Below are 25,940 nucleotides of genomic sequence, written 5' to 3'. Positions count from 1 at the left end.
ATGGCCACCCAGCCGCTATTGATCGATGGCGAGTGGCGTGCCGCCCGTGAACTCATCAACGCGTTCCGTGCGGAGAACCCCGCCACCGGCGAGGCCATCGGCCCAGCCTATCCCGTGAGCGGCGCGGCCGACGTGGAGGCCGCGCTCAGCGCGGCGTCCCTTGCCGCGTCGCCACTTGCCGCTACGCCACCCGAACGCGTGGCTGCTTTCCTGGAGGCCTATGCGGCCGGTATCGAAGCCGATGCCGAGGCACTGGTTGAACTGGCACACGCGGAAACCGCGCTGCCCACGCAACCGCGACTCGCCAACGTGGAGCTGCCCCGCACCACCCATCAGCTTCGCCAAGCCGCCAAGGCCGCGCGCAGCTATGGGTGGACGCAGCCGGTGATCGATACCGCCGCCAACTTGCGCGCGCATCGCGCGCCCTTGTGCAAGCCGGTGCTGGTACTGGGCCCCAACAACTTCCCGTTCGCCTTCAACGCCATCGCCGGCAGCGACTTCGCCTCCGCCATCGCCGCGCGCAATCCGGTGATCGCCAAGGCGCATCCTTCGCATCCGGCCACCAGCGAGCGACTGGCTCAGCTCGCGCTCGCCGCCGTGCGCGAAACCGGCCTGCCTGCGGCCACCGTGCAGATGCTCTATCACCTTGATCCTTCCTTGGGCGAACGACTGGCCAGCGATCCGCGCGTGGGCGCGATCGGTTTCACGGGAAGCCGCGCGGGCGGCCTGGCACTCAAGGCAGCCGCCGATGCGGCGGGCATTCCCGCTTACGTCGAACTATCCAGCGTGAATCCGGTGTTCCTGCTGCCTGGTGCGTTAGCCGAACGCGGTGCCGCATTGGCACAGGAGTTCTACACCTCCTGCACCATGGGCAGCGGCCAGTTCTGCACCAACCCCGGTGTCGTGATCGTGCCGAGCGATGCCGCCGGCGACGCGTTCGTGGCGGCGGCGCGCGAGCATTTCGCGGCAGCCGCGCCCCACGTGCTGTTCTCGCGCGGCGTGCTGGAACATCTGCAACGCAACCTGACCATCCTGCGCGCTGCGGGCGCGCAATTGCTGGCGGGCGGTGATGCCGGCGCACCGGGCTATCGCCACGCGCCGACCTTGTTGAGCGTGGACGCCACGCAGTTCCTGCGCGAGCCGCGCGCCTTGCAGACGGAGGCCTTTGGCCCGGTAAGCCTGCTGGTCCGCGTGCGCGACCAAGCCGAGATGCTTGCCGTGGCGCATGCCTTCGAGGGCAATCTCACTGGCACGCTCTATACCGCCAGCCATGGCGCGGACGATGCCACGGCGACGGCCCTGACGCAGGCGCTGCGTCCGCGCGTTGGCCGGCTCATCGGCAATCGCATGCCAACGGGCGTCGCGGTGAGCCCGGCGATGAATCACGGCGGGCCGTATCCCAGCACCGGCCACCCCGGTTTCACCGCCGTAGGCATGCCCGCCGCCATCCAGCGTTTCACCGCCCTGCACTGCTATGACAACGTGGCCGAGCACCTTCTGCCGGTTGAACTGCGCGATGCCAACCCGGGCGGCGTTGCGCGCTGCATTGATGGCGTGTGGTGCCTCGACCCTCTCGACAAGCAGGCACTGCATTCATGACTTCTTCTCGCCAAATCGGTGGCCTCGACCTGGCCCAGGCACGCGCCGCGCTGGCGCCCTGGCCCAGCCCCGCTCCAGCCATAGCGCCGGAGGAATATCGACAGCGACTGGCGCATGCCCGCCGCCTGCTGGGTGAGCACAAGATCGATGCCGTACTCATCACGGCCGGTACCTCTCTGCGTTACTTCAGCGGCGTCGCCTGGGGCGCCAGCGAGCGGATGGTGGGCTTGCTGCTTACACAGCACGGTGAACCCATCGTGATCTGTCCCGCCTTCGAGCGGGGTTCGCTGGAACACGTATTGCTCGTTCCCGCCGACATCCGCCTGTGGGAGGAACACGACGACCCGCACCAGCTCGTGGCCGATCTGCTGCGCGAACACGGCGCACGCAGCCTCGCCCTCGATCCGGCCGCGCCCTTCGTCATGGGCGAACGTCTGCGTGCCGTGCTGGGCGATACGTCCCTGCACGACGCCAGCGCCATCGTCGATGGCTGCCGCCTGTGCAAATCGCCCGCCGAACTGGCGCTGATGAAACAAGCCACGGCGATGACACTGCAAGTGCATCGCCTGGCGGCAGGCCTGATGCGCGAAGGCATCAGCCGCGGCGAGCTGGTGTGCTTTATCGACGAAGCGCATCGCGCCATGGGCGCGGACAACGGCTCCAGCTTCTGCATTGTGCAATTCGGCCAGGCCACCGCGTATCCGCACGGCGTACCCGGCGAGCAGTATCTGACGCCCAACGAACTGGTGCTGATCGACACCGGCTGCACCGTGCAGGGTTACCACTCGGACATCACGCGCACCTATATCTTCGGCGAACCCACCGCCGAACACCTGCGCATCTGGGATCTGGAGCGGGCCGCGCAACAAGCCGCCTTCGATGCCGTGCGCCCTGGGGTCACCTGCGCCTCGGTGGACGACGCTGCGCGTGCGGTGGTGGAGCGCGCGGGGTTAGGGCCCGATTACCAGCTGCCGGGCATCCCCCATCGCACCGGCCACGGCTGTGGAATGAGCATCCACGAAACGCCCTACCTGGTGCGCGGCAACCCAACCGTGCTGCAACCGGGCATGTGCTGCAGCAACGAGCCGATGATCGTGGTGCCCGATCGTTTTGGCGTACGGCTGGAGGATCACTTCTACGTGACCGAGGACGGTGCGGCCTGGTTCACACCGCCCTCGCCAGCCATCGACCGGCCCTTTGCCTGAGCAGGCGGCGCCACCGGAACGATCAAGGAACGCACGATGAAATTACCTTTCTTCGCCCTCGCCTGCCTTGCCTGTCTTCTGGTGGCGCCATCGATAGCCGCACACGAAGATACCGGTGCGCGCTTCCAGGCCATCTACAGCAAAGAATGGGCGTGGCGGCAAGCTCAATTCAAAGGCGAGGACGACGAAGACAGCCAGGGTGAACTCACCGATCACCTGCCCAAGGTCGATGCGGCCACCCAGCGCATGCGCGGGGACTACTGGGCCAATGTGCTCAAGCAGCTCGATGGCATCCGGCCCGAGTCCCTGCACGGCGACGATCCGGTCAACTACGCGGTGTATCGCAACCAGATCCAGACGCTGCTGGACAACCAGCGTTATCGAAGCTGGGAAATGCCGTTCAACAGCGACACCGCCTTCTGGACCAACCTGGGGTTCACCGCGCGCCGCACGCTGCGCACGGCGGACGATTATCGTCACTACATTGCGCAATTGAACGATATACCGCGTTACTTCGACGAGCAGACGGCCAATATGCGTGCGGGGCTTGCGCGCGGGTTCAGCGTGCCGCGGGTAACGCTGGCCGGGCGCGACCAGTCGATTGCCGATGTGGTCAACGCCACGGGCGATGACAACCTGTTCTACACGCCGTTCCGCCGCATGCCGGGCAACGTTCCCACCGCCCTTCAGACACAGCTGCGCGCCCAGGGTCGCGAAGCGATCCAGCGCAAGGTGATTCCCGCGTACGCCAAGCTGCTCGACTTCATGCGCAGTACCTATATGAAGCAGGCGCGCACCAGCCTGGCGGCGGAAGCCATGCCGGATGGCAAGGCGTACTACGCATCGCGCATACGCGAGTTCACTACGCTGGACATGAGCCCGGATGCGATCCATTCCTTGGGCCTGAAGGAAGTAGCGCGCATCCGCGGCGAAATGGACCAGACCATTCGTGAAACCGGCTTCAAGGGCAGCTTCGCCGAGTTCCTGCACTATCTGCGCACCGATCCTAAGTTCTATCCCAAGAGCGCCGACGAGCTGCTCAAGGATGCCGCGTGGCTGGCCAAGCGCGTGGACGGCAAGATCGGCGACTACATCGGTCGCCTGCCGCGTCAACGCTTCGCCATCGAACCGGTACCGGCCGATCTGGCTCCGTTCTACACCGGTGGGCGCGGCGGCCCGGGCATCTATCTGGTCAATACCCATGACCTACCCTCGCGGCCGCTGTACTCGCTGGCCGCGCTGACCCTGCACGAATCCTCGCCGGGCCATGCCTTGCAGATGCCACTGGCCGCCGAACACGAAGGCTTGCCGGACTTCCGCCGCTACACCTATATCTCCGCCTATGGCGAAGGCTGGGCGCTGTATGCCGAGCGCCTGGGCGTGGAAATGGGTATGTACGACACGCCGTACGACCGCTTTGGCTACCTCAGTTACCAGATGTGGCGCGCCTGCCGGCTGGTGGTGGATACCGGTATTCACCATTTCGGCTGGAGTCGCGCGCAGGCGCAGGCCTATATGCGCGACAACACCGCGCTGAGCGAGCACGAAATCGAAACCGAAGTGGACCGCTATATCGCCTGGCCCGGACAGGCGCTTTCGTACTACCTGGGCGAGCTTGCCATCGTCGATGCACGCACGCGCGCGGAGAAGGCGCTGGGCGAACGCTTCGATATTCGCGCCTTCCACGACACCGTGCTCGCGCTGGGTTCGGTGCCGCTACCGGTGCTGCAACAGCAGGTGGATCGATTCATCGCCGCGGGCGGCACCTCGCCCTATGCCAACCGGGAACCGGCCGCACCCTGATCCCCGGCACGCCTTCGCGAATTTTCAGCGCCGCACCACCACACGCAGCACGGGGAGAAACGGATGGGTCTGATCAACGACATGCTTCGCCGCAAATCGGTGGAATCGCTGCAACGCGAGGCGGCCAAGGGCGGCAGTGGCCTGCGCCGCGTGCTCGGCTTGTGGCAGCTCACCGCGATCGGCCTGGGCGGCATCATCGGCGTGGGCATTTTCGTGCTCACCGGCACCGTGGCCGCCACCCAGGCGGGCCCGGCGGTGCTGGTGTCCTTCCTGATGGCCGGGATCGCCAGCGCCGCCGCGGCGCTGTGCTATGCCGAATTCGCTGGACTCATCCCGGTTTCGGGCAGCGCCTATACCTATGGCTATGCCGTGCTCGGCGAATTCGCCGGCTGGATCATCGGCTGGGATCTTCTGCTGGAATACGCCCTGATCGCCGCCGTAGTGGCCGTGGGTTGGTCGGGCTATATGCAAGCGTTGCTGGACGCCGCGGGCGTGCCGCTGCCCACCTGGGCGCAAGGCGCCTGGGGTAGCGCGCCCGGGCGCATGGTGAACCTGCCAGCCATGCTCATTTCCGCAGCCATCACCACGCTGCTCGCGGTGCGCATGGAATGGGGCGCGCGCTTCAACACGCTGATCGTGGCAATCAAGATTGCCGGCGCCGCGCTGATCGTGGCGGCCGGCGCGGCCTACGTGAAGCCCGAGCGCTGGCACCCGTTCATGCCCTTTGGCATGCATGGCGTAGTCACCGGCGCCGCCGTGGTGTTCTTCGCCGTGTTTGGTTACGACATGCTCACCACCGCCGCCGAAGAAGCGCGTGAGCCACAACGCGACCTGCCGCGCGCCGTGTTGTTGTCGCTGGGCATCGCCATGTTGCTGTACATCGCCATCTGCCTGGTGCTCACCGGCATCGTCCCGTACACCACGCTGGACAATGACGCGCCGGTGGCCGGTGCGTTCCTGCGCATTGGCTTGCCGTGGGCCATGGTGGTGATTTCGCTGGCGTCGGTGTGTGGCATCACCAGCGTGATCTTCGCCAACCTGATGGCCGGTGCACGCATTGGTTTCAGCCTGGGTCGCGATGGCCTGCTGCCGGGTTGGTTCGCCGGGGTGCATCCGCGCTGGCGCACGCCGCACCGCGCCACCCTGTTGCTCGGGGGAGTAACCACGGTCGCCGCCGGACTGTTCCCGCTGGACGAGCTGGCCAAGCTGGTGAATATCGGCGTGCTGGGCGCCTTTATCGTGATCTGCACGGCGGTGGCCGTGCTGCGCTGGCGGCAGCCGGAGTTGCATCGGCCGTTCCGCACCCCCTGGGTGCCGCTGGTGCCGGCGATAGGGGTGGGCTTCTCGTGCTGGCTGATCTGGGGCCTGCCCACCATTACCTATGTGCGCTTTGGCGTCTGGCTGCTGCTGGGCGGCGTGCTTTACCTCGGCTACGGGCGCCGCAACAGCCGCCTGGCCACCAAAGCGGCCTGAGCCGAAGGAAAAAAGCCCCATACGCCAGCGACTTGCCGCGTCGCAACAACCCCGGCCGCAGGGACGTACTAAACTATCCAACTAAGCTCACTGCCCCGACCTCTGGTCGGGGTTTTGACTTTAAGGCTTTTGTTAGTACGCCCGGGCGGGGCCGCACTGGATCGATCCCCGCCTCCATCCTGCGGCTGTCCGTCCCCACGGTGCCGCCAAACGTGGAGTCTCCGTTCCAATGATTTTTGAAACCATCGCCAACACGGGTCACGAAGAAGTCGTCTTCTGCCATAACAAGGACGCCGGCCTGAAGGCCATCATCGCGATTCACAATACGGTGCTGGGCCCCGCGCTGGGCGGCCTGCGCATGTGGCCGTACAAGAGCGAGCAGGACGCGGTGAACGACGTGCTGCGCCTGTCGCGCGGCATGACCTACAAGAATGCCGTGGCCGGCCTGAACCTGGGTGGCGGCAAGGCCGTGATCATCGGCGACCCGAGCAAGGACAAGTCCGAAGCGCTGTTCCGCGCCTTCGGCCGCTTCGTCAACTCGCTCAATGGCCGCTACATCACCGCCGAAGACGTCGGCATCGACGTCAACGACATGGAATACGTGTTCCGTGAAACCGAATACGTCACCGGCGTGCACCAGGTGCATGGCGGCTCGGGCGACCCGTCGCCGTTCACCGCGTTCGGCACGCTGCAGGGCCTGATGGCCGCGCTGCAGGTCAAGCACGGTAACGAGGACGTGGGCAAGTACAGCTACGCCGTGCAAGGCTGCGGCCACGTGGGCAGCGAGTTCATCAAGCTGTTGCGCGAACAGGGCGCCAAGGTGTTCGTCACCGACATCAACAAGGATGCCGTGCAGCGCTGCGTGGACGAGCTGGGCTGCGAAGCCGTGGGCCTGGATGAGATCTACGACGTCGACGCCGACGTGTATTCGCCGTGCGCCCTGGGCGGCACGCTCAACGAGCAGACCATCGACCGCATCAAGGCCAAGATCATCTGTGGCGCGGCCAACAACCAGCTGGCCACCGACGCCATCGGTGACGAGCTGCAGCGTCGCGGCGTGCTGTACGCGCCGGACTATGCGGTGAATGCCGGCGGCGTGATGAACGTGTCGCTGGAAATCGACGGCTACAACCGCGAGCGCGCCATGCGCATGATGCGCACGATCTACTACAACCTGGGTCGCATCTTCGAAATCTCCAAGAACGAAGGCGTGCCGACCTATAAGGCGGCCGACCGCCTGGCCGAAGAACGCATCGAGGCCATCGGTAAGATCAAGCTGCCGACCATGGGCAACCACGGTCCGCGCTTTGCTGGTCGCATGCGCGGCCAGTAAGCGATCGCCGGGCTCACTGAGTCTCGGGTATCCACGAAGCCGCCAGCCCTGCTGGCGGCTTCGTCGCTTCTGGCACCAATGGAAGCGCACGTGCCGCCGACGGTGAACGCAGAAACTCACTCGCCCCAGGTGAGCGAAAAATCCTGGCGCCCCTAGCTCCAAAGACAGATGGGAGCTTCGTAAACTTCTGATACACTGCGATAGTTGCCATGTCTTGCTGTAAGGCTTTGCTTGCAAAGCCATTTGGCAACCAAGGGGAAAAGGGGCCAGCAACGCTGACGACGAGCAGCCGTAGGAACGTGCTGCGGAGCGACCACATACCGTGGCCGTCGTTGGCGATTGTGCGTTTCCCGGGCAGGAAGGCCCGCACAAGGGTTTGCAGCCTCGATGGCGCGGCACGTAACGCCTCGTGGCAATCACTCACGTTAGTAGGATCAAGGATTTATGAGCACCATCTTGGCCGCCGGCATCAGCGACGAGGACATCCTGTCCCGCCTGAAGCAGGTTCTGCACGATAACTTCGAGATCGAGCCGGCCCGGGTAAACCCGGATGCCCACCTGTTCACCGATCTGGAGCTGGACAGCATCGATGCGGTGGATCTGGCGATCCAGGTGCAGGACATGACCGGGATGCGCATCAAGCCCGAGGACTTCAAGAGCGTGCGTACGGTGAGCGACGTGGTCGCCACCGTGCAGGCGCTGCTGCACCGCTGAACGGGTGGTAGCACGCATGACCGCAGGTACCGTGACGGCCGGTATCAGCTTCGCGCCCTGCGCGCTGATACCCATCTACAACCACAAGGACACGATTGTCGAAGGCGTGCATGGATTGCGCGCACACGGTTTGCCGGTGGTGATCGTGGACGATGGCAGCAACGCTGCCACCCGCGATGTCCTCGATGCCCTGGCGCGCGACGTGCCGCAGGTTCACCTGCTGCGCCTGCCGCATAACCAGGGCAAGGGGCGCGCGCTCAGCGCCGGCCTGCTGGCAGCACGCGAACTGGGTTTCAGCCACGCCCTGCAAATCGATGCCGATGGCCAGCACGACGTGAACGACGTGCCGCGCTTCATCGCCGAAAGCGCGACGCATCCCGATGCACTGATCTGTGGTCGGCCCATCTACGACGACAGCGTGCCGCGCGGTCGCCTCTACGGCCGTTACATCACCCACTTCTTTGTGTGGCTGGAAACGCTCTCGCTGGATATCCAGGACTCCATGTGCGGCTTTCGCCTTTATCCGCTGGCGCCCACCTGCGCCGAACTGGCGCGCAAGCCGTTCCCGGCGCGCATGGACTTTGACACGGAGGCCGCCGTTCGCCTGTTCTGGCGCGGTGTGCCGGTGCGAAACCTGGCGACGCGCGTGATCTATCCGGAGAACGGGCTTTCGCACTTCCGCATGTGGCGGGACAACGTGCGCATCTCCGCGATGCACACGCGCCTGCTGCTCGGCATGTTGCCGCGCGCACCGCGCCTGCTGCGTCGCCGCTGGCGTCGCTCGGAGGCTGCGTGCGCTGGCTGATCGTTACCCTGCTCGGTCTTTTGAGCCTCGGTGCCCGCGCCCAGGACTCCGCCCTGCTGCAGGGCGTGCTTGGCGAACTGAGCCAACATGCCAGTGTGCGTGCCGATTTCACGCAAAGCCGCGAAAACCCCGCTCTCACCCAACCGCAACGCAGCGAAGGCCAACTGCTGTTCGTGGTCGGGCACGGCATGTTGTGGCAGGTGAGCCAGCCCTATCGCGAGACGCTCGCTCTGACCGGTTCGCGCACCGCGCGCGTGGGCGAGGATGGGCAGTTGCAAGTCGTGCGCAATGGCGATCGCGGCGTGGCCCAGGTTTCCCAGATGCTGCAATCCATGCTGGCCGGCCAGCCGGAAGAAGCCTTGCGCCAGTTCCAGGTCCAAAGCCACGGCACACTGGCGCAATGGACGCTGCGCTTCACCCCTCGCCAGCAGCGCATGGCCAAAGTGCTGCGCGCCATCGAGTTGAGCGGCGGCCGGTTCCTGCAAGGCATTCGGGTGGAGATGCAGAACGGCGAAACCACGCAGATTCGCTTCAACAACACCCGTGACGCTGGCGGGCTCAGCCCGTTCGAGCTGCACGCACTCGGCATGCCATGAGCGAACGACGCCTGCACGTGCGCGCAGCGCTCTTCGGCGGGTTCGCCGTCAGCATGCTGCTGCTGGGCGCGTGGTTGCTGTTTGGCCGAGGCGGCGCCCCCATACAAACTGATCTGCTTGCCATGCTGCCCGCCACGGAGCGTCATCCGCTGGCGGAAGCCGCGGTGGATCGCCTGGCGCACGCCAATGGCGATCGCGTGGTGATGCTCGTGGCGCATGCTGATGATGCCAGTGCCAAAGACGCGGCTCGCGAACTTGGCCGTGCGCTCGCGCGCGACGCCGTGTTCTCCTCGGTCACCGCCGAACTGCCCGATTTCGATCTCGACCAGTTGGTGGCGCCTTACCTCGCCTATCGCTTCAGCCTGCTCACGGCGGCGGATCGCAGGGCACTGACCCAGCCGGACTATGACGCTAGCCGCGCACTCGCACGCCGACTCAACGAGCCCTTTCTTGCCGGCGTCGGCACCACCGTGCAGAACGATCCCTTCGGCTGGTTGCAACACTGGCTGGATCAGCAGCCGTGGAGCCGCTCGCCACTGGTGCCCGAAGACGACCTGCTTACCGCCCATCGCGACGGACTGACCTACGTCATGGTGATGGCCTCGCTGCGCGGCTCCTCGTACGACGATCAGGTACAGCGCGAAGCGGTGGGCGCGCTGGCCCGCGCCGAGCGTCAGGTGCTGCACGATCACCCCGGCGTGCAACTGCTCAAGACCGGCGCCGTACTCTACGCCGCCGCCGCCCGCGCTGGCGCGGAGCGCGACGTGCATGTGGTGGGCCTGGCTTCCACGCTGGGCATCGCCTTGCTGCTGTTGTGGACCTTCCGTTCCGCCAAGCCGCTGCTGGTCGCCTTTGTTTCCACCGCCGTGGGCGTCGTTAGCGCACTGTGCGTCACCGTGTGGGTGTTCGGCCAGATCCACCTGCTGACCTTGGTCTTCGGCGCGGCGCTGCTGGGCGAAGCCGTCGACTACTCCATCCAGTACCTGTGTGCCCGCGCCAACAGCGGCAGCCGCTGGCAGCCCGAGCAAGGCGTGCGGCAAGTACGCCCGGCCCTGCTGCTGGCACTCGGCACGTCCTTGCTGGGTTACGCGCTGCTGGGGCTGGTACCGTTCCCGGCATTGCGACAAATGGCGTGTTTCGCCATCACCGGCATGCTGGTGGCTTGCCTGAGCGTGTTCTGGCTGTTGCCGGCGTGGTTGACCGCGCCGGCACGCAAACCGCTCGCCCCTGCCCTCGTTCGTGGCGCATGGCTCTTGCAACGACGTGGGCAATACTGGGCACGCGGTCACCGCGCGGCGCTGGCCTTGACCGCCCTGCTTCTGCTGGCCCTGCCGGGCTGGCTGCGCCTGTCGCACGACGACGATATCCACTCGCTCATCGCACCGCCGCCCGCGCTGGTGCAAGCGGATGCGCGCATCCGCGATGTCACGGGCATCGGCAACAATAGCCAGTTCTATCTGGTGACGGGCGATTCGGCGGAACAGACGCTGCAACGCGAGGAAGCGCTGGAGCTTCGACTACAAGCGCTGATAAAGAACGGGCAATTGGCCGGCTGGACCGGGGTGGCCGGCATGATGCCGTCTGAGCGGATGCAGCAAGCCAATCGCGCCGCGCTGGCGCCGCTGTTCGGTCACGCGGCTGCGCTGCAAACCACCCTGCAGCAAGCGGGCCTGAGGGCCGACATCGCCCATGACTACGTCGCCGCATGGCCCGGCCGCGTGCTCAAGATAGACGACTGGCGGTCGATGCCCTTGTCCCTTCCTTTTCGATACCTGTGGATGCACGACGACCAACACGGCTATGCCTCCATCGTGATGCCGCAGGGCCAGGACGATGCGACCGTGCTGCAACACGCTACCGATGGGTTGGAAGGCGTGAGCCTGGTAGACAAGCCTGCCAGCGTATCGGCGCTGTTCGGTCGCTATCGCAGCTATGCCAGCGGCTGGCTGGTCGCCGCCCTGCTGCTGGTCGGCGCGGCGTTTGCCTGGCGTTATCGCCTGGACGCACCGCGCGTGCTGGCACCGCCACTGGCTGGCATTGGCCTCACCCTCGCCATGCTCGGTTACCTGCAGCAACCGCTCACCCTGTTTCACTGGATGGCGCTGATGCTGGTGCTGGGCGTGGGCGCCAACTACGCGGTGTTTCTGCGCGAAGGCGAGCCGCATACCGCGGATATCCCCGGCGCGAGCTACGCCAGCGTGCTGCTCTCGGCGGTGACGGCGCTGCTCTCCTTCGGGCTGCTCGGCCTGAGCAGCATGCCCGCGCTACAGCACTTTGGCCTCACCCTTTTGCTGGGCATCGGCTTTACCGCCGTCTTGGCGCCAATCAGCCTGCCCGCCAACGAGATACGCGCATGAACCCCTGCTTCAACCACAAGGACGCCCGCCGATGAAGCGCGTGGTTATCACCGGCATCGGCGGCATCACACCGCTCGGACACGATTGGGCCACCATCTCCGCCCGCCTGCGCCAGTACCGCAACGCTGTGCGCCGCATGCCGGAGTGGGACTATTTCGATGCGCTCAACGGCCGCCTTGGCTGCCCCGTGGATGATTTCGTGCTGCCGCCGTGGCCACGTCGCCATGTGCGCTCGATGGGACGCGTCGCGCAGCTCGCTGTCGCCGCCAGCGAGCGCGCGCTGCAAGACGCGGGCCTGCATGGCAACCAATGGATAACCGATGGTCGCATGGGCGTGGCCTATGGTTCATCGGGCGGCAGCGTGGAGCCCATCCGCGTGATGGGTCACATGCTCGATACCGGTTCCATGCAGGGCGTAACCGCCACCAGCTACATCCAGATGATGGCGCACACCACCGCGGTGAACATCGGCGTGTTCTTCGGGCTGAAGGGACGCATCGTGCCGACCTCCAGCGCTTGCACCTCGGGCAGCCAGGCCATTGGCTATGGCTATGAGGCGATCCAGCAGGGCAAGCAGAAACTGATGCTGTGCGGCGGCGCGGAAGAACTCTCCGGCCCCGGCGCCGCCGTATTCGACACCTTGTTCGCCACCAGCACGCGCAACGACGAGCCCACGCTTACCCCGCGACCGTTCGACCGCGCTCGCGACGGATTGGTGGTCGGCGAAGGCGCCACCACGCTGGTGCTGGAGGAACTGGAACACGCCCGCCAACGCGGCGCGCGCATCTACGCCGAAGTAGTCGGCTTTGGATGCAACTCCGATGGCAGCCACATCACCCAGCCCACCAGCGAAACGATGGCGGTGGCCATGCGCATGGCGCTGGACGACGCGCAGCTGGCACCGCAAGCCATCGGCTATATCAGCGCCCACGGCACGGCCACCGATCGCGGCGATGTGGCCGAGAGCGAGGCCACGCATGCGGTACTGGGCGCACACACGCCGATCAGCTCAATGAAGAGCTACGTCGGCCACACACTGGGCACCTGCGGCGCGCTGGAATCATGGTGGGCGATCGAGATGATGCGTGAAGGCTGGTTCGCGCCCACGCTCAACCTGACCGACGCCGACCCCGAGTGCGCCCCGCTGGACCACATCGTGGGCGAAGTCCGCTCCATCGATACGCGCTACGTGATGAACAACAACTTCGCGTTCGGCGGTATCAACACATCGCTGATCTTCAAGGCCATCGACGCATGAAGGCGCAGGCCGCCCCTCGCGCCTCGCTGCCACGTGTCGTGGTCACCGGCATGGGCTCGGTGTCGTGCGTGGGCGTGGGCAACCAGCGTCTGCTGGAGGCCTTGCGCGAAGGCCGCAGCGGCTTGCGTCATCTACCTTCGCTGGAGGCGTTGGGCATGCGGTGCCAGGTCGGGGGCATGGTGGATGAGCGCATGCTGGACGAACCGCCGCGCAAGCTGCGCCGATTTTTCCCCGTTACCGCGCACTACGCGTGGCAGGCCGCGCGCGAAGCCATGGCACAGGCCGGGCTTTCGCCCGAACACCTGGCGTCGCCGCAATGCGGCCTGGTCATCGGCGGCGGCGCGGCCCTGAGCGAACATCAGACGGCGCTGGAGCAGCTTGCTTCGCGCGGCATCGCCAGGCTGTCACCGTACATCGTCACGCGTGGCATGAGCAGTTCGGTCGCAGCCGGCTTGGCTCACGCGTTCGGCATTGGCGGACGCAGCATGGTGATTACCTCCGCCTGCACCAGTGGCGCGCACGCCATCGGCCAGGCGATGGAACTGATCCAGCTGGGCAAGTTGCAGCGCGTGATCTGCGGCGGCAGCGAGGAACTGCACGACACCACGGCGCTATGGTTCGACGCCATGGGCGCCTTGTCCACCCATAGCAACGCCGAACCCCAGCGGGCCTCGCGTCCGTTCGATCAGGGGCGCGATGGCATCGTGCTCGCTGCTGGCGCCGGCGTGCTGGTGCTGGAGTCCATGGAGAGTGCGCTGGCACGCGGCGCCACCGTGCTCGCTGAAGTCAGCGGCTACGGCGCCAGCACCGACGCCACCAGCATGGTGGGCCCGGGTCCCGATGGCATCGCCGACGCCATGCATCAGGCGCTGTCCCAAAGTGGTGCATCGCCCGACTACATCAATGCACACGCCTGCTCCACGCCACTGGGCGATCTGGCGGAATGGCAGGCCATCGCTAACGTATTCCGTTCGCGTGGCGAAACCGTGCCTGCGCTGTCCTCGATCAAGGGGCTGCTTGGACATGCCCCCGCCGCGGCCGGCGCGCTGGATGCCATTGCCTGCATCCTGATGATGCAACATGGCTTTCTGGCGGCGGGCGGGCACCTCGACGCGCGCGATGCCGCCTTCGATGCCGCACCGCTATTGACCGAGAATGGGGTGCGCCACGTAGATCACGTGCTGTCCAACAGCTTCGGCTTTGGTGGCAGTTGCGCCTCGCTGATGTTCAGCACCTATCGGGAGGATCGCGCATGATCGACCTGCGCATCGCCGACTGGCGCGCCTGGGCACCGGGCCTGGACTCTGCCCAGGCATGGCAAGCCTGGGCGCAGGCGCCATGCGCTCCCCCTGAGCAGGGAGAACAACCGGACTGCGCGTTTCTGCCCCCCATGCAACGCCGACGCCTGAGCCGCATGGCGCGCATGGCGCTGCATGTCGCATGGCCGTTGTGCGGCGACGACGAGCAGCTGCCGCTGGTGTTTGCCTCGCGTCACGGCGAGACCACGCGCACCTACGCCATTCTCGGCGACGTGGCGGACCAACAGCCACTGTCACCCACACAGTTCGGCCTGTCCGTACACAACGCCATTGCCGGGCAATGGTCGATCCTGCGCGGTCAACGGGCCGAATCCACGGCGATTGCCGGCGAAGGCGACACCTTCGAGCATGCCTTGCTGGAAGCGGCCACGCTGCTCGACCAGGGCGCGCCAGCCGTGATCGTGGTGATCGCGGAAGAACGACCGCCTGAAGCCTACGAGGCCTGGATCGACGACGTACCGTTCTCCTACGCGCTGGCGCTGCGCATCGGCGCGTCCCGTATGGGTGACGCCACGCCCGCGTCGTCGTGGCGTTTGCGACTCGCCGGTCACGCGGCAGTTGCAAGCCGAAGCGACTGGCCATTCGCGCTCGATTTCCTGCGTGCGCTACATGCCGCACCGGCCCCCTTTGTGCATACCTGGAAGACGCGTCAATGGATCTGGCAGCCGAACCTCTGAATCTCCGCCGCAGCGACTTTTACGCATGGCGACTCATCGCCACGGCGCTGAGTTTCCTGTTGTTCGGCGTGGGCGGCATCCTGCTGCGCGTTATCGTGCTGCCCTTGCTGTGGGCGCTGCCGGGCAGCGTATCGGTGCGTCGCCGCCGATTGCGCGCGGCCATCAGCAAGGCCTTTCACCTGCATGTGCAGTTCATGTATCGCACCGGCGTGCTCACCTTCGAGGTCACTGGCGTCGAGCGCCTGGGGCAACCCGGGCAAATGGTCATCGCCAATCATCCGTCCCTGATCGACGTGGTGTTCCTGGTGTCGCAGATACGCGACGCCAACTGCGTGGTAAAGCAAAGCCTGTGGCGCAACCCCTGCATGCGCGGCCCGATCAGCCATGCGCAATACATCAGCAACAACGGCAGCCCGGAGATGCTCGAGCAAGCCGCCGAAGTACTGCGCGAAGGCCAGACCCTGATCGTGTTCCCCGAAGGCACCCGCACCACGCCCGGGCAAGCCCCGCGATTCCATCGCGGCGCCTCGGCGATTGCCCTGCGTGGCGCGCGCGTGGTCACCCCGGTATTCATTTCGGTCAAGCCCACCACGCTGACCAAGGCTGAACCGTGGTACAGCATCCCGCACCGGCGCATGCACGTACGCCTGCGCGTGGGGAACGATATCGATCCGGCCACGTTCAATACCGATACGCCCCTGCCCATTGCGTCGCGTCGGCTCAACGAACACCTGCATCACCTTTATCTCAAGGAGCTCGCCTCGGCATGACCGACCTTCAACTGGACATCGCACAACTCATCATCGATACGCTGAGCCTGGAAGACCTCGCGGCCAGCGACATCGACCCCAGCATGCCGCTGTTCGGCGACGGCCTTGGCCTGGACTCCATCGATGCACTGGAGCTCGCGCTGGCGCTGCAGAAGCGCTATGAGATCCAGATCGCCTCCGATTCGCGCGACGCCCGGCAGCATTTCGCCACCGTGGCCAGCCTCGCAGCCTTCGTCGAGGCACAGCGGACCGCATGCGCCGGCTGACCGCCATCCTGCTGCCGGTCATCGGGCTGCTGTATCCGTTCCTGGTGTACTTCGGCATGGAGCACGTCGACACGCCGGTGTTCGCGCTGGCGTTGGGTGCGGTGTGGCTTATCCGTGCTCCCAGCCTGCTCAAGCAGCCTGGCGGGCGCTGGATGGTGGGCGCGGCGCTGGCCTATTGCGTGATCCTCGCCTTCAGTGGCGAAGCGGCCTTGCTGCGCTGGTATCCCACGCTGATCAGCCTGCTGTTGCTGTCCGTGTTTGCCTTGAGCCTGCGTTTCGGCCCACCCATCGTGGAGCGCATCGCACGCGCGCGTGAGCCGGACTTGCCGGATGCCGCCATTCCCTACACTCGCAAAGTGACCTGGGTCTGGGTGGGCTTTTTCATATTCAACGCGCTCACCTCGACGATACTCACCTTGTGGGAGCCGATCAGCTGGTGGACGCTGTACAACGGCCTGATCGTCTACTTCATCATGGGCGTGCTGTTCATTGGCGAATGGGTTCTGCGACGCCGCCTGCGGGGCAAGTCATGACGACCGCCCATGCATCGGCCGCGGCCGTGCTTGGCACCCACCCCTGGGTAGCCCAGGCCGCCCTCACCCGCGTGGCTGCCGGCAACGATGGCGCAGCGCTGCTGCCGAGCCCGCTGGGTATCGCCATGCTGTGCCAGCAAGGCCGACGTGCTTTCGTGCAAACCCTGTCCGACCATCTCACCGCGCTCGGACATGCCGCACCGGTGCAGTGGCGCTTGTGCGACGAATGGCCGAACGCTGCGCACGCCGCATGGCTCGCTGCGCTGTTCGACCAACCCGCCGTGCGGGAGCCGACGCTGCTGCACGCGCAGCCAACCGCCGATGGCGTGGCGCTGAACCTGCGCCTCCCGCTCGATCTCGCACATTTCGACGTGCACTTCCCCTCCTTGCCGATACTGCCGGGCGTAGTGCAATTGGCCTGGGCACAGGCCTTCGCGGCCGCGCGGCTTGGCACCCCGGCCGTGTGCCGTCGCGTCGACATGCTGAAGTTCCAGCGTCCGCTGCGCCCCGGCGATCACGTGTGCCTGACGCTTGCGAATCAGCCGGCACAACATCGCCTGCACTTCACCTATGAACGCGCCGGCGTGGAATGCTCCTCCGGTCGACTGGTGTGGGAGACGACCGGTGAATGACGCGCGCTCCCCGCAACGCGATTGGGCCGGACGCAAGGAGCGCGGCAGCTTTGTGCTGATGAAGCTCACCGCGCTGATGGCTCGCTGGCTGGGCCGACGCGTCCTCACGCCGCTGCTCTACGTGATCGTGTTCTATTTCTATGCCTCGGACCGGCGCGGCCGCCGCAGCATCCACCAATACCAGACGCGCCTGGCGGCCTGGAGCGGCCGCGCGGAGCTGAAGCCCACCTCGCACTCGGTATTCAAGCAATACCTGGCATTTGCCGAATGCCTGCTCGACCGCCTCGACGTGTGGAATGGCAAGTTGCGCCTGGAACAGGTGCAACTGGATGACCCTGCCGATGTTCGCATGCGCCTATTGCAAAGTCGCGGGCAGGGGCGCGGCCAGATTCTGGTGTGCGCTCACCTGGGCAATCTCGATGTGTGTCGCGCCATGGCCGAGCTGGGCGAACAGGTGCCGTTGAACGTGCTGGTGCATACCCATCATGTCGGGCACTACAACCGGCTACTGGGCGAGGCAGGCGAGCATCGCATGCGCCTGATCCAGGTCAGCGAGCTGGATACGGCCCTGATGATGGATCTGGCGCAACGCATCGAACGCGGCGAATGGTTGGCCATCGCGGGAGATCGCGTGCCCCTGCACGGCGGTCGCTGCATCCAGGTTAACTTCCTCGGCGAAACGGCACCGATGCCGCAAGGCCCATGGCTGATGGCCGGCATGCTGCGTTGCCCGGTGAACCTGATTCACTGCCTCAAGGTGGAGGGGCGCTACACCATCCATCTGGAGCCTTATATCGAGGCCCCCGCGTGGGAGCGCGGTGAGCGCGAAGCGGCCATTCAACGCTGGGCGCAAGGCTATGCGGACCGTCTCGCCCAGCATTGCCTGGATGCCCCACGGCAATGGTTCAATTTCTACCCCTATTGGCAGTCACCGGGCACGGAGGCCACGCATGCGCGCTAAGGGCGTTATGCGCGTCGATACGGACCTTCTGGTGCCGTTCTTCGACGTCGATTCCATGGACGTGGTCTGGCACGGCCACTATGTGAAGTACCTCGAAGTGGCCCGCTGCGCGCTGCTCGACGCGATTGGACACAACTACACGCAGATGAAGGCGGCCGGCTGGGTGTGGCCGGTGATCGACGTGCAACTGCGTTACGCGGCACCCGCGCGATTCGGCCAGCGCATCATCGTGAGCGCCGAACTGGTGGAGTGGCGCAACCGGCTAAAGGTGCATTACGTCATTCGCGATGCCGAAAGCGGCGAGCGCCTCACCCGCGCCAGCACCATCCAGGTGGCGGTGAATCGGCAAGGCGAGATGCAGCTGGTTTCCCCGCAGGCCTTCATCGACGCCGTAGAGCGCCACGTGCCCGACGATGTGCTGCGCCGCCTGCTTCCCGCTGCCGCCGCAGCGGTCGCCTCCCCTATCCCGACGATCGAACCCGCATGACTTACGCCAGCGCTACTTATGTACCGGAAACCCGGCTCGGCTTCCGCTTCCTCGGCACGCACACCTGGCAGCATCACGTGCTGCGCGTCGCCATCAACGATCTCAAGCGGATGCGCGGCGACGCCGTGCCGCGCGGCGGTGTGCTGCTGGACGTGGGCTGCGGCCAGGGCCGATCGTTCCGCCTGCTGCACGAGGCGTTCCAGCCCGCGCGCATGGTCGGTCTGGACGCCGACCCGCACAGCATCGTGCTTTCGCGCGAGGAGGCTGGCAGGCAGCAGCTTGCGGTCGACCTGATCACGGGCGATTGCGCGCGCATCGACTTGCCCGATGGCAGCATGGATGTCGTGTTCTGCCACCAGACCTTTCATCACCTGGTGGAGCAGGAAAAGGCCCTGGACGAATTCTGGCGCGTGCTCAAGCCGGGCGGCCTGCTGATGTTCGCGGAATCCACCAAGGCATACATCGACACCTGGGTAATCCGCTGGTTCTTCCGCCACCCGATGCATGTGCAGAAGAGCGCCGACGAATACATCGCCATGCTGCGCGAGCGCGGTTTCGAATTCGGGCCAGAGCACGTCTCGCTGCCTTATCTGTGGTGGAGCCGCTCACGCGATTTCGGCCTGCTCGAACGGTGGGGACTACGCACGCCGCCACCGCCGGGCATCCGCGAAGAAACCCTGGTCAACGTGGTGGCGCGAAAACCACTGGCGCACGCATGAACACCTTCCTCAACGCGCTCGGCGTGGTCTGCGCCCTGGGCTCCGACAAGGCATCGGTGGCGAAGGCGCTGTTCGCGGGCGAGGACGCGCACATCCGCCATGAGTCTGGCTGGGTGCCGGGCCGCACAGTGGCGCTGGGCGCCGCCCACATGCCCCTGCCAGCCCTGCCCGAGGCGCTCGCCGCTACCCGTGACAACCGCAACAACCGGCTATTGTTGGCGGCGGCGCAGGAAATCGAAGCCGATATTCGCGCCGCAATCGCACGCTACGGCAGCGAGCGCATCGGCGTCATCATCGGCACCAGCACCACCGGTATCGACGAGGCCACCCAAGGTGTCGCCGGCTACCGACGCGATGGCGCCTGGCCGGAACACTATCGCTACGCGCACCAGGAACTGGGCGCGCCCGCGGAGTTCCTGGCGGAGTGGCTGGGCTTGTCCGGCCCCTGCTACGGTATCTCCACCGCGTGCACATCCAGCGCCCGCGCCCTGCTGAGTGCGCGGCGCCTGTTGCGACGGGGCCTCTGCGATGCCGTGCTGTGCGGTGGGGCCGATACCTTGTGCGGCCTTCCCATCAACGGCTTTCATGCCCTGGAGGCGGTGGACGCCCAGCGCTGCAATCCGTTCTCGCTGCAGCGGCAAGGCATCAATATCGGCGAAGCCGCCGCGCTGTTCCTGATGACGCGAGAACACGGCGCCGTGCAGTTGTACGGTGGTGGCGCCAGCTCTGACGCGCATCACATGTCCTCGCCCGAACCTAACGGCCTGGGCGCGCAGGCGGCCATGCGCGCCGCGCTGGCGGATGCCGCCATGGATGCCGCCCAGATCGACTACCTCAACCTGCACGGTACCGCCACGGCGCAGAACGATGCGATGGAAAGCCTCGCCGTAGCCGCGGTATTTCCCCAGGGGGTGGCGTGCTCCTCCACCAAGTCGCTTACCGGCCACACGCTGGGTGCGGCGGGCGCATTGGAGGCCGCGTTCTGCTGGCTGAGCCTGACCGATACACACCAGCCGCGCCGTTTACCGCCGCAGGTGTGGGATGGACAGGCCGACCCCGCGTTGCCCGCGCTGCACTTCACCTCGCCCGGACAGCATTTGCCGGCGCACGGCCCGCGCTACCTGATGAGCAATTCGTTTGCCTTCGGCGGCAACAATGCCAGCCTGATTCTGGGGGATGCGGCATGATCCTGCGTCCGCTGGCCGAGGTGCTGCCCCATGCCGGCGACATGATCCTGCTCGATCGTATCGCGCATTACGATGCCGAAAGCATCGTTTGCCTGCGCCAGGTCACCACTGACCTTCCCTTCGTCGACGCGCTGGGGCAATTGCCTGCCTGGGCTGGCATCGAACTGATGGCGCAGACCATCGCGGCCTGGTCGGGCTGTCATGCGCGCGATGCGGGACAAGCCATTCGCCTGGGGTTTCTGCTCGGCTCGCGGCGCTACGAAGCCAGCGCCGCGCATTTCGTCCCCGGCAGCACGCTGCGCATCGAAGCCACCCGCACCTTTCACGATGAGGAGGGCATGGGTGTGTTCGCCTGCCGGATAGACGCGGGCGACGTCAGCGCCCAGGCGCGCCTCACCGTGTTCAGTCCACCCGATTCCGATACCTTTCTCGCGTCACTTATCTAGGGGAAATCGCCCATGTCCGAGACTATCCTGGTCACCGGCTCCAGCCGCGGCATCGGCCGCGCCATCGCCCTGCGCCTGGCCGCCGCGGGCTACGACCTGGTGTTGCATTGCCGTTCGCGTCGCAACGAAGCCGAAGCGGTGCAGACCGCCATCGAGGCGCTGGGACGCAAGGCGCGCATCCTGCAGTTCGATATCGCCGATCGGATGGCCTGCGTGGCAGCGCTGGAGGCCGACGTGGCCGAACACGGCGCGCCGTATGGCGTGGTCTGCAATGCCGGGCTCACCCGCGATGGCGCATTTCCCGCGCTCACCGGCGACGATTGGGACCAGGTGCTGCGCACCAACCTCGATGGTTTCTACAACGTGCTTCATCCGCTCATCATGCCGATGATCCGTCGTCGCGCACCCGGCCGCGTCGTGTGCATCACCTCGGTGTCGGGCTTGATCGGCAATCGCGGCCAGGTGAATTACAGCGCCTCCAAGGCCGGCATCATCGGTGCGGCCAAAGCCCTGGCGGTAGAGCTGGCCAAGCGCAAGATCACCGTCAATTGCGTGGCCCCTGGCCTCATCGATACCGACATGCTCGACGCCGAACTGCCGATCGAAGACATCCTGGCGATGATTCCGATGCAACGCATGGGTACGCCCGACGAAGTGGCCGCCGCCGTGCAATACCTGGTCAGCCCGGAAGCGGGCTACGTCACGCGCCAGGTGCTCGCCGTGAACGGCGGGCTCTGCTGAACGACTCGGGTCGCGCAGCCAAACCCGATACCCCTGAGTGCTACCCCTAAGGAGAACCAACGCATGAACGCAAAACATCTCTGCCTTGCTGCTCTGCTTCTCATGGCCGTGCCCGCCGCCAGCATGGCGGCCGACAAGATCGTGCATCTGCCGTTCGACCAGGTCGTGGCCGAAGCCCAGCAGACCGGCAAGATCGATGGCACGGTGAAGTTCTACCTGAAAGGCCATAGCCCCACCGGCGATGTGACCGTGGTGAACGACAACGTTTCGACCAACCGCAAGACCAACGCCTTCAACAAGAAGGACGACGCCACCTGCTCCTGGGTGCTGCAGTCCGCCCTGATCGCGCTGCAGGACGATGCCAAGGCTGCCGGCGCCAACGCCGTGATCGATATCGTCAGCGACTATAACGACGTGGTCTACAGCGATCCGGCCAACTACGAATGCCACGTGGGCTTTCTGATGTCCGGCGTGCAGCTCAAGGGCAAGCTGGCCACGGTGAAGTAGGCCCTTCCGCCTCGGGAGCCCGCGACCACAGGAGCGTGGGCCCCGAAGCCAACACGATGGCGACTGGGCATGGTGCGACGCGTCATCGTATGCTGATGGAGTGAGCGCACTCCCTCTTTCCCTGGTCCAACGCTGGCGCCGCCTTCGCGGCTCCGACCGCTATGCCGAATGCCTGCGCGTCTTTGTGGCGCTGGGCGGGGCTATCGTCTGGTGCGCGGGTACCGATCGCATGGCTGGGGTGGTCGCCGTGCTGCTGGGGGTCATCGCCTGCGCCCTGGCGGAAACCGAGGATCACTGGCGCAGTCGGCTCACCACCCTGCTGGTAACACTGGCCTGCTTTGCGGTGTCCTCCGGTTCGGTACAACTGCTGTTTCCCTATCCGTGGTTGTTCGCCCTGGGCCTGACGCTATCCACCTTTGTGCTGTCGATGCTGGGCGCGGTAAGCGAACGCTATGCGACGGTGGCCGGCGCCACATTATTGCTGGCCGTGTACACCATGATCGGTGCCGACACGGCGGGCGCCACGCTCACGCATCCCTGGCATACGCCACTGCTGCTGTTGGCCGGTGCAGCGTGGTATGGCGTGTTGTCCTTGTTGTGGAGCGTGATGGCCCCCCAACAGGCGGTGCGCCATTCCCTGGCGCGACTATTCGAGGCGTTGGCAAACGTACTGGAAAGCAAGGCGGCGCTGTTTACGCCGGTGCATGGCGTGGATCGCGAAGCGCTGCAGCTATCGCTTGCCGTACGCAACGAACGCGTGGTGGAGGCACTCAACGATACGCGCCTGCTGCTGATCGACCGCATGCGCGCGCGGCGTCCGCGCGGCGCCAGCGCGGCACGACTGAGGCTGTATTTCGCCGCGCAGGACATTCACGAGCGTGTGAGTTCGGCGCACTACCCGTACGACGCCCTGGCCGAAGCGCTGTTCCACAGCGATGTGCTGTTCCGTTGCGAACATCTGCTACGGCTGCAGGCACACGCCTGTCGCCAACGTGCCGAGGCGCTGCGCCTGCGCATTCAAACACCGGCCACCGCCGGAATCGCCGAATCGGTAGCGGATCTGCACAGCGCACTCGCCGCGCTGCACGCGCAAGACCATCCGCCTGCCGCGCATCTGCTGCGCTCGCTGGAGGCCGTGATACGCAATCTCTCGGCGATCCAACAGCAACTGGAAGGGGAGGCACCGGTTGGCCTGCCGGCGACAGGCACGGAAAGCCTGCTGCAGAATCCGGGGCCGCAATCGTTGGGCGAAGCCTGGGAGCGCATCCGCGCACAACTGACGCCGCGCTCGTTTCGCTTCCGGCATGCCGTTCGACTGGCCCTGGCATTGCTGGTGGGCTACGGCGTGCTGCATCTGGTGCATCCACGGCATGGCTATTGGATCCTGCTCACCACCCTCTTGGTATGCCAGCCCAGCTACGGCGCCACCGTGCGCCGGCTGCTGCAACGGGTGACCGGCACGATCACCGGCCTGGTGCTGGGCTGGGCCATCTTGCGGCTGGTACCCGGGCTTACGTGGCAACTGCCGCTGATCGTTGCGTCGGGCGTGCTGTTCTTTGCCGCGCGCCTGCGCCGCTATCCCACCGCTACCGCCGCCATCACGCTGTTCGTGGTGTTGTGTTTCAACCAGGTCGGCAGCGGCTATGAGGTAATGCTGCCGCGGCTTATGGACACGATCATTGGCGTAGTCATCGCCGCGCTGGCGATGCGATTGATCCTGCCCGACTGGCAGGGCCGGCGCCTCGATGAGGTGCTGGCCGATATGCTGCGCCACGACGCAAGCTATCTCACGCGCATCGTCGAGCAGTACGCCAGCGGACGCCGCGACGACCTGGACTATCGCATCGCTCGACGCGATGCGCACAACGCCAATGCCACGTTGAGCGGCGTGCTCGCCAATATGCTGCGCGAGCCCGACCGGCACCGGCGTGGCAGTGAAATGCTGCTGCGTTTTCTGGCGGCGGCGCATACCTTGCTCGGCCAGCTGTCCGCACTGGGTGTGCATCGCCAAGCGGTCGCTGCGCCCGCGGCACGCGAATCCATTCAGCGCGAAGGTATGCGAGTGGTCGCGGCACTCGAACAGCTCGCCGATGCGCTGGCCAACGGCTTGGAGGCGACTCCCGCGGCGTCGCAGGCACTGACCGACACGCTCGCCACGCGCGATGCGGACGACATCGCGGGACTGGTGCTGAGCCAGCTCGCGCAGATTCTGGCGCAGCGCGACCAGTTGGCCGAGTTGGCGAACGCCCTGCGCGAGCGCTGAACCAAGCCCCATCCCTCGCCATTCGGCCGCGTGGTTGTGCGTCGCGCAACGGCTTGTCACGGGCGGCGCGCTACTATTTGCCTATACCGCTTCTTTTTTGGAGTACGTTGGCATGCGTCCGTTCCCGCTGGGTGAAGAAATCGATCTATTGCGCGAGAGCGTGCATGCGTTCGCCGAAAAAGAGATTGCGCCGCGTGCCGATCACATCGATCGCGAGAACCAGTTTCCCGCCGACCTGTGGCGCAAGATGGGCGACATGGGCCTGCTTGGCATCACCATTCCCGAGGAATACGGCGGCTCGGGCCTGGGGTTTCTCGCACACCTGGTGGCGATGGAAGAAATTTCGCGCGCATCCGGCTCGGTGGGTCTGTCCTATGGCGCGCACTCCAACCTCTGCGTGCAGAACATTTTCCACAACGGCAACGAGGCGCAGCGCCGCAAGTACATACCCAAGTTGTGCTCGGGAGAGTACGTGGGCGCACTGGCGATGAGCGAGCCGGGTGCGGGCTCCGATGTGGTCGGCTCGATGAGCTGCAAGGCGGAGAAGAAGGGCGACGCCTGGGTCGCCAATGGCACCAAGATGTGGATTACCAACGGCCCGGATGCCGATGTGCTGTTGGTGTACATGCGCACCGCGCCGCGCGCGGCCGGCAGCCGCTGCATGACTGCCTTCATCGTCGAAAAGGGCATGAAGGGCTTCAGCACCGCGCAGAAGCTGGACAAGCTCGGCATGCGCGGTTCCAACACGTGCGAACTCGTGTTTGAGGATTGCGAAATTCCCGCCGAGAACATCGTGGGTGAAGTGAACGAAGGCGTGCGCGTGTTGATGAGCGGCCTGGATACCGAGCGCCTTGTGCTTTCGGGCGGCCCCATCGGCATCATGCAGACGGCGATGGATCTCACACTGCCCTACGTGCGCGAACGCAAGCAATTCAATGCCCCCATCGGCACCTTTGGCCTGATGCAAGGCAAGGTGGCCGACATGTACACCGCCCTGCAGTCCTCGCGTGGCTTTGCGTACATGGTCGCCCAGCAGTTCGACAGCAATGTGCGGTCACGCATCGATCCCGCCGCCTGCCTGCTCAACGCGTCGCAGAACGCGGTAAAGGTGGCGCTGGAAGCCATTCAGGCGCTGGGCGGCAATGGCTACATCAATGAATTCCCCGCGGGGCGTTTGTTGCGCGATGCCAAGCTGTACGAAATCGGTGCCGGCACCAACGAGATCCGCCGCATGCTGATTGGTCGCGAGTTGTTCCACGGCAAGGCGTAAGCAGCGCGCTGACCGCTCG

25 protein-coding genes are annotated in these 25,940 nt (G+C 65.7%); all 25 read left to right on the top strand.

Annotation, left to right across the window (positions count from 1 at the left end; translation table 11 throughout):
- Complete coding sequence (locus JHD67_RS00565; protein ID WP_199096274.1) at positions 1 to 1,599, top strand: aldehyde dehydrogenase family protein; 1,599 nt, start codon at positions 1 to 3, stop codon at positions 1,597 to 1,599.
- Complete coding sequence (locus tag JHD67_RS00560) at positions 1,596 to 2,804, top strand: Xaa-Pro peptidase family protein (protein WP_199096271.1); 1,209 nt, start codon at positions 1,596 to 1,598, stop codon at positions 2,802 to 2,804. The genes JHD67_RS00565 and JHD67_RS00560 overlap by 4 nt, the downstream gene beginning before the upstream one ends.
- A gap of 36 nt (positions 2,805 to 2,840) precedes the next feature.
- Positions 2,841 to 4,607: a DUF885 family protein gene (locus tag JHD67_RS00555; protein WP_199096269.1), complete on the top strand. Its 1,767-nt coding sequence runs from the start codon at positions 2,841 to 2,843 to the stop codon at positions 4,605 to 4,607.
- Between the two features lie 63 nt (positions 4,608 to 4,670).
- Positions 4,671 to 6,080, top strand: coding sequence for an amino acid permease (locus JHD67_RS00550; RefSeq protein ID WP_199096267.1), 1,410 nt, complete (start codon positions 4,671 to 4,673; stop codon positions 6,078 to 6,080).
- A gap of 229 nt (positions 6,081 to 6,309) precedes the next feature.
- Positions 6,310 to 7,413: a Glu/Leu/Phe/Val dehydrogenase gene (locus JHD67_RS00545; RefSeq protein ID WP_199096265.1), complete on the top strand. Its 1,104-nt coding sequence runs from the start codon at positions 6,310 to 6,312 to the stop codon at positions 7,411 to 7,413.
- Between the two features lie 444 nt (positions 7,414 to 7,857).
- Positions 7,858 to 8,127 carry an acyl carrier protein gene (locus tag JHD67_RS00540; protein ID WP_199096263.1) on the top strand — a complete coding sequence of 90 codons (270 nt, stop codon included), beginning with the start codon at positions 7,858 to 7,860 and terminating at the stop codon, positions 8,125 to 8,127.
- A gap of 16 nt (positions 8,128 to 8,143) precedes the next feature.
- Positions 8,144 to 8,932: a glycosyltransferase family 2 protein gene (locus JHD67_RS00535; protein ID WP_199096261.1), complete on the top strand. Its 789-nt coding sequence runs from the start codon at positions 8,144 to 8,146 to the stop codon at positions 8,930 to 8,932.
- Positions 8,920 to 9,528 carry an outer membrane lipoprotein carrier protein LolA gene (locus JHD67_RS00530; RefSeq protein ID WP_199096259.1) on the top strand — a complete coding sequence of 203 codons (609 nt, stop codon included), beginning with the start codon at positions 8,920 to 8,922 and terminating at the stop codon, positions 9,526 to 9,528. The genes JHD67_RS00535 and JHD67_RS00530 overlap by 13 nt, the downstream gene beginning before the upstream one ends.
- A complete protein-coding gene (locus tag JHD67_RS00525; RefSeq protein WP_199096257.1) occupies positions 9,525 to 11,885 on the top strand; it encodes an MMPL family transporter in 2,361 nt (786 codons plus the stop codon). Before JHD67_RS00530 ends, JHD67_RS00525 begins: the two co-directional genes overlap by 4 nt.
- 31 nt (positions 11,886 to 11,916) lie before the next feature.
- Positions 11,917 to 13,143, top strand: a complete 1,227-nt coding sequence (locus JHD67_RS00520; protein ID WP_199096255.1) for a beta-ketoacyl-ACP synthase — start codon at positions 11,917 to 11,919, stop codon at positions 13,141 to 13,143.
- Positions 13,140 to 14,399, top strand: a complete 1,260-nt coding sequence (locus JHD67_RS00515; RefSeq protein WP_199096253.1) for a beta-ketoacyl-[acyl-carrier-protein] synthase family protein — start codon at positions 13,140 to 13,142, stop codon at positions 14,397 to 14,399. Before JHD67_RS00520 ends, JHD67_RS00515 begins: the two co-directional genes overlap by 4 nt.
- Positions 14,396 to 15,139 carry a beta-ketoacyl synthase chain length factor gene (locus tag JHD67_RS00510; RefSeq protein WP_199096251.1) on the top strand — a complete coding sequence of 248 codons (744 nt, stop codon included), beginning with the start codon at positions 14,396 to 14,398 and terminating at the stop codon, positions 15,137 to 15,139. The genes JHD67_RS00515 and JHD67_RS00510 overlap by 4 nt, the downstream gene beginning before the upstream one ends.
- Positions 15,115 to 15,909, top strand: coding sequence for a lysophospholipid acyltransferase family protein (locus JHD67_RS00505; RefSeq protein ID WP_199096250.1), 795 nt, complete (start codon positions 15,115 to 15,117; stop codon positions 15,907 to 15,909). The genes JHD67_RS00510 and JHD67_RS00505 overlap by 25 nt, the downstream gene beginning before the upstream one ends.
- Positions 15,906 to 16,175 (top strand): phosphopantetheine-binding protein, encoded by a 270-nt coding sequence (locus JHD67_RS00500; protein WP_199096248.1) that lies wholly within the window; start codon positions 15,906 to 15,908, stop codon positions 16,173 to 16,175. Before JHD67_RS00505 ends, JHD67_RS00500 begins: the two co-directional genes overlap by 4 nt.
- Positions 16,163 to 16,708: a hypothetical protein gene (locus JHD67_RS00495; RefSeq protein ID WP_199096246.1), complete on the top strand. Its 546-nt coding sequence runs from the start codon at positions 16,163 to 16,165 to the stop codon at positions 16,706 to 16,708. Before JHD67_RS00500 ends, JHD67_RS00495 begins: the two co-directional genes overlap by 13 nt.
- Complete coding sequence (locus tag JHD67_RS22215) at positions 16,705 to 17,340, top strand: hypothetical protein (protein WP_233171536.1); 636 nt, start codon at positions 16,705 to 16,707, stop codon at positions 17,338 to 17,340. The genes JHD67_RS00495 and JHD67_RS22215 overlap by 4 nt, the downstream gene beginning before the upstream one ends.
- Positions 17,333 to 18,301: a glycosyl transferase gene (locus JHD67_RS22840; protein ID WP_199096244.1), complete on the top strand. Its 969-nt coding sequence runs from the start codon at positions 17,333 to 17,335 to the stop codon at positions 18,299 to 18,301. The genes JHD67_RS22215 and JHD67_RS22840 overlap by 8 nt, the downstream gene beginning before the upstream one ends.
- Entirely contained in the window at positions 18,291 to 18,788 is a 498-nt protein-coding gene (locus JHD67_RS00480; RefSeq protein ID WP_199096242.1) for an acyl-CoA thioesterase, read from the top strand. The genes JHD67_RS22840 and JHD67_RS00480 overlap by 11 nt, the downstream gene beginning before the upstream one ends.
- Positions 18,785 to 19,507: a class I SAM-dependent methyltransferase gene (locus JHD67_RS00475; RefSeq protein ID WP_199096239.1), complete on the top strand. Its 723-nt coding sequence runs from the start codon at positions 18,785 to 18,787 to the stop codon at positions 19,505 to 19,507. Before JHD67_RS00480 ends, JHD67_RS00475 begins: the two co-directional genes overlap by 4 nt.
- Positions 19,504 to 20,694, top strand: a complete 1,191-nt coding sequence (locus tag JHD67_RS00470) for a beta-ketoacyl-ACP synthase (RefSeq protein WP_199096237.1) — start codon at positions 19,504 to 19,506, stop codon at positions 20,692 to 20,694. The genes JHD67_RS00475 and JHD67_RS00470 overlap by 4 nt, the downstream gene beginning before the upstream one ends.
- A complete protein-coding gene (locus JHD67_RS00465; RefSeq protein WP_199096235.1) occupies positions 20,691 to 21,140 on the top strand; it encodes a hotdog family protein in 450 nt (149 codons plus the stop codon). Before JHD67_RS00470 ends, JHD67_RS00465 begins: the two co-directional genes overlap by 4 nt.
- Positions 21,141 to 21,152: 12 nt before the next feature.
- Positions 21,153 to 21,881: a 3-oxoacyl-ACP reductase FabG gene (gene fabG, locus JHD67_RS00460; protein WP_199096233.1), complete on the top strand. Its 729-nt coding sequence runs from the start codon at positions 21,153 to 21,155 to the stop codon at positions 21,879 to 21,881.
- Positions 21,882 to 21,944: 63 nt separating this feature from the next.
- Positions 21,945 to 22,388: an excinuclease gene (locus JHD67_RS00455; protein ID WP_199096231.1), complete on the top strand. Its 444-nt coding sequence runs from the start codon at positions 21,945 to 21,947 to the stop codon at positions 22,386 to 22,388.
- 100 nt (positions 22,389 to 22,488) lie between these two features.
- On the top strand, positions 22,489 to 24,651 hold the full coding sequence (gene yccS / locus JHD67_RS00450; RefSeq protein ID WP_199096229.1) for a YccS family putative transporter: 2,163 nt from the start codon (positions 22,489 to 22,491) through the stop codon (positions 24,649 to 24,651).
- A gap of 112 nt (positions 24,652 to 24,763) precedes the next feature.
- Positions 24,764 to 25,921, top strand: a complete 1,158-nt coding sequence (locus JHD67_RS00445) for an isovaleryl-CoA dehydrogenase (protein ID WP_199096227.1) — start codon at positions 24,764 to 24,766, stop codon at positions 25,919 to 25,921.
- The last annotated feature ends 19 nt before the right edge of the window (positions 25,922 to 25,940 follow it).

Source organism: Dyella sp. ASV21 (assembly GCF_016428975.1).
Taxonomy (GTDB): Bacteria; Pseudomonadota; Gammaproteobacteria; order Xanthomonadales; family Rhodanobacteraceae; genus Dyella.
The sequence above is the reverse complement of the archived record's forward strand: the minus strand, read 5'-3'. Positions and strand labels throughout refer to the sequence as shown.